Annotated in this window: 4 protein-coding genes; all 4 read right to left on the reverse strand. The window is 29.0% G+C overall.

The genetic code is table 4. The annotated features are described in order from the left end of the window. Positions 1-521: 521 nt before the first annotated feature. The 4 genes from KQ878_RS03615 to KQ878_RS03630 all read right to left on the reverse strand — a co-directional run bounded on the left by KQ878_RS03615 (position 522) and on the right by KQ878_RS03630 (position 2,838). On the reverse strand, positions 522-695 hold the full coding sequence (locus tag KQ878_RS03615) for a hypothetical protein (RefSeq protein WP_216567961.1): 174 nt from the start codon (positions 693-695) through the stop codon (positions 522-524). Positions 696-943: 248 nt separating this feature from the next. Further along, a complete protein-coding gene (locus KQ878_RS03620; protein WP_216567962.1) occupies positions 944-1,783 on the reverse strand; it encodes a nucleotidyl transferase AbiEii/AbiGii toxin family protein in 840 nt (279 codons plus the stop codon). Further along, positions 1,777-2,373: a type IV toxin-antitoxin system AbiEi family antitoxin domain-containing protein gene (locus tag KQ878_RS03625; protein WP_171111923.1), complete on the reverse strand. Its 597-nt coding sequence runs from the start codon at positions 2,371-2,373 to the stop codon at positions 1,777-1,779. Before KQ878_RS03625 ends, KQ878_RS03620 begins: the two co-directional genes overlap by 7 nt. A 282-nt stretch (positions 2,374-2,655) precedes the next feature. Continuing rightward, positions 2,656-2,838: a hypothetical protein gene (locus tag KQ878_RS03630; protein ID WP_216567963.1), complete on the reverse strand. Its 183-nt coding sequence runs from the start codon at positions 2,836-2,838 to the stop codon at positions 2,656-2,658. Positions 2,839-3,144: the final 306 nt, after the last annotated feature.

The raw sequence follows: 3,144 nt of genomic DNA on the forward strand, positions 1-3,144 counted from the left end.
TATATAAAATAATTTAAAGATACAAAATGCTAAATATTTATTTACAAACCATTTTAGTAGCATTAGATATAAAAAAATGTGAGTTAAAAGAATTTTAAAATTTTGTATATGTTTAATTTTGAATTAAGACTTCTAAGTGCCTTATCAAGACCGGCAGTATGTCAACTAATTTCAACCGTAATACCTTTAATTCTACTTGCCATAAACTTCCAACTTTCCTAAAAAAATGGGTATAAAAAAAATGTCCAGTCATAATTTGGCTAGGCATAAAAAAACACCTACAAAATGTAAATGTCTTAAGTTTGTTTTAGTTAAATTTCTTATTATTCTTAAAATTCGCCAAATTCATTAATATTTTCATCTAAATAACGGTAAACTCTTTTTTTGTTTATCTCCGACAAAAAACACAGGATTAAACTTTTGATTACTAAAGCTAAAATCATCGTTAAGCATGCTATCACTCACTAATCTTCTTGTATTTTAAAAATTATGGTTAAATATCCATAAATTTCCACTATTTTTTACACTTTATACTCTATATTTATAGCACACTTATCTATAAGCGATGCATCTATAGTTTTAGCAATCATATATTCGAGATTTAACTTTCAAAGTTTATCTATACCACTAAAAAATCCTGTACCTTCTATTTCTTTCATCGTGTATTTGCTTGAAATATTTACGCTAAATTCCATTTCTTTTTTATATTATTAGCTAAATTGCTTACATCGACAGTTGCTATTACTAACATACTCCTAAACTATATGATGAAGATAATTTAGTGATATTATATCTAAATTTGCATCTTTACATCCTATGATTATAATCGGAAATGCATAATACAACTTTGTTGTTGATAATTCTTTCTTATTTGACATTCCTGATTTTCGAATACCTTCTTCTTAATTTGCATTTATTAATATTAAAACTATGAACGACTTATCTAATTATTAAAAACTTCATCAGCAAGATTAATACAAGAATCAATCACTTTATCCCAATTTGTATCCTTAACAAAAAAAGATTGTTTTTCGAAGTTAGTCCATGCTTTTCGCATGATTTCACTTTCTTTAACATCCACTAAAATCTGTTTATAATCCTTCAACACATCTAGCGTTCCTCTTTTAGTTGCTGTTTTTATAACTGCTTCATGCAATACCTCAATTGAATAGTCGTTTCCCCCTGTTATTAGAAAAATATCGTAGAAATCTCTCATTCTAGTATTAGCTGTTGATCTCGCTATCATGGTTTCTAATTTTTCTGCTAACAAGGTCTCTATGTTATATGTGAGTAATGAGATATATCTATCTTCAAACATTAGGAAATATTTGTATTCTATTGCTCTTGGTGTAATAGCGTCTCCCGTTGATAAATCTATTTTTATTGCTTGTCTAATTTTCTCAAAATACCCATCAATGCTAAATCTAATACCTGGATAGTCATGTTCTTCCATAATTAATGCACTATTAACCATCTTAAAAGTAACGCCATCAGCAAGATCGACACTCATAATATTTTCTACTATGTTTCTAGCTTCCGTCTCGCTTAGAGTTAGACTTTTAACTGTGGTGTCAATATCCATTGTTGCCCTCGTATCAAGACCAACAAGTGATGCCACAAGGATTCCACCTTTAACAATTAAATTGTTTTTATAATCAGACCTAGAAACCCTTTCCAAGAAACGCTCCATAAACAAATTCCGAAGATAAACCTGCGATTTCTTGCTATCCCCACCAGTTAGATTATTTATTTTATCTTTTAACTGTCTTGAACTCGTTATCACAAAACCACCTCCAAATATCCCCTAACAATATCTTGAATATTAAACTCTTTAGCATACCTCATAAGTTTGGAAATATTTTTATCTGCTCTAGATAAATAATTCTTTCATGCAGTAGAATAAATCTGAACATCAGTCTTATCCTTATTCCTTACTAAATCACACACGCTTCGCTCTAAATCATAAACTTTTACATCATGGCCAAAAGCTGTCTGAATAACACTTTGCCCCAGTTCATATTTTTCTTCATCTAACTGATATACACGAATATTCTTTTTTCTAAGATGCGTAGCATTATATCCTGCTTTTACTGTCACGCTAATATCCAAAGGTTCTCTATCCATCAGACTATGCAAGTACAGAGCTGTTTCATGCGAAAAAACCGCTCGAGGATTAGAATTAGAAATAACATATAACTCGTCATCCCAAGCATCTGGTAACTTATATAAACCCTGCGTTATGCGAACAAGGTTATTTTTCCTTTTGAAAGTTGTTAAAATAGTAGAAGACACACCCTTACTAAGAGCTAGTGAAGTATCTAAATAACCATTATTCTCATCAACTATTTTCATTAATAAATCTTGATAACTCACAGTATTCACTTTCCTTTCACGCTCTATATTCTAACATAAAGGAGCGTGAAATAAAAGTTTTAGTATGAAACTTTTTTGCAGGAACAACTTATTAGAACTTGTCAAAAATTTTTACCTTCTTCTTTCTTATCTTTCTTAGGTTTTTCATTAGTTATTTCATAATATCTTTTTGCTATCTCAATTAGATCATTTCTATCAAAAATATCTCAATCAAAATTTGGTTCTTTTCTAGGTATTTCTGAGCCCGTTTTTCTATCTTTGCCTTTTTTTGGTTAATAATTTTTATTTCATTCCTAAATTATAATATTTAATTATTTTTGCAATTCTCCTTGCGAGATGTTTTCTCTTAACAAACTTTGTTTTTGGAGAAATATTTCAAAATGCTTTTATAGCTTCTGACTTTCCATATTTTGGGTAAACCTCAAATATGAAATCAAACTCTTCCATTTTTAAATGTCTTGACATATTCAATAATCCTTTTCAGTTTTTATTTTTTAATTTTTGGTGGGGTATCCCACCACTAATGGTTGTGTACGAAAAATTAACACTTTGCAATGTTAATTTTTGTTGTCCACCTTTATAGTTAATGTTAATTTTTGCTATTTTAGTTAATTCTTAAAAACTAATTATTATCTAATTTGTCGATGACATCAAACATATCCTTAAAAAGATTTTCTATAGCATGTCCTTTTTTGTCAAATGTGCCATCATTAATTTTGTCATTGAATAACTCATTTGTGCTTGCACCTTCAAAAGTTATTTCCATTTTTC

It is taken from the genome of Mycoplasma zalophidermidis, assembly GCF_018913985.1.
Lineage (GTDB): Bacteria > Bacillota_I > Bacilli_A > Mycoplasmatales > Metamycoplasmataceae > Mycoplasmopsis > Mycoplasmopsis zalophidermidis.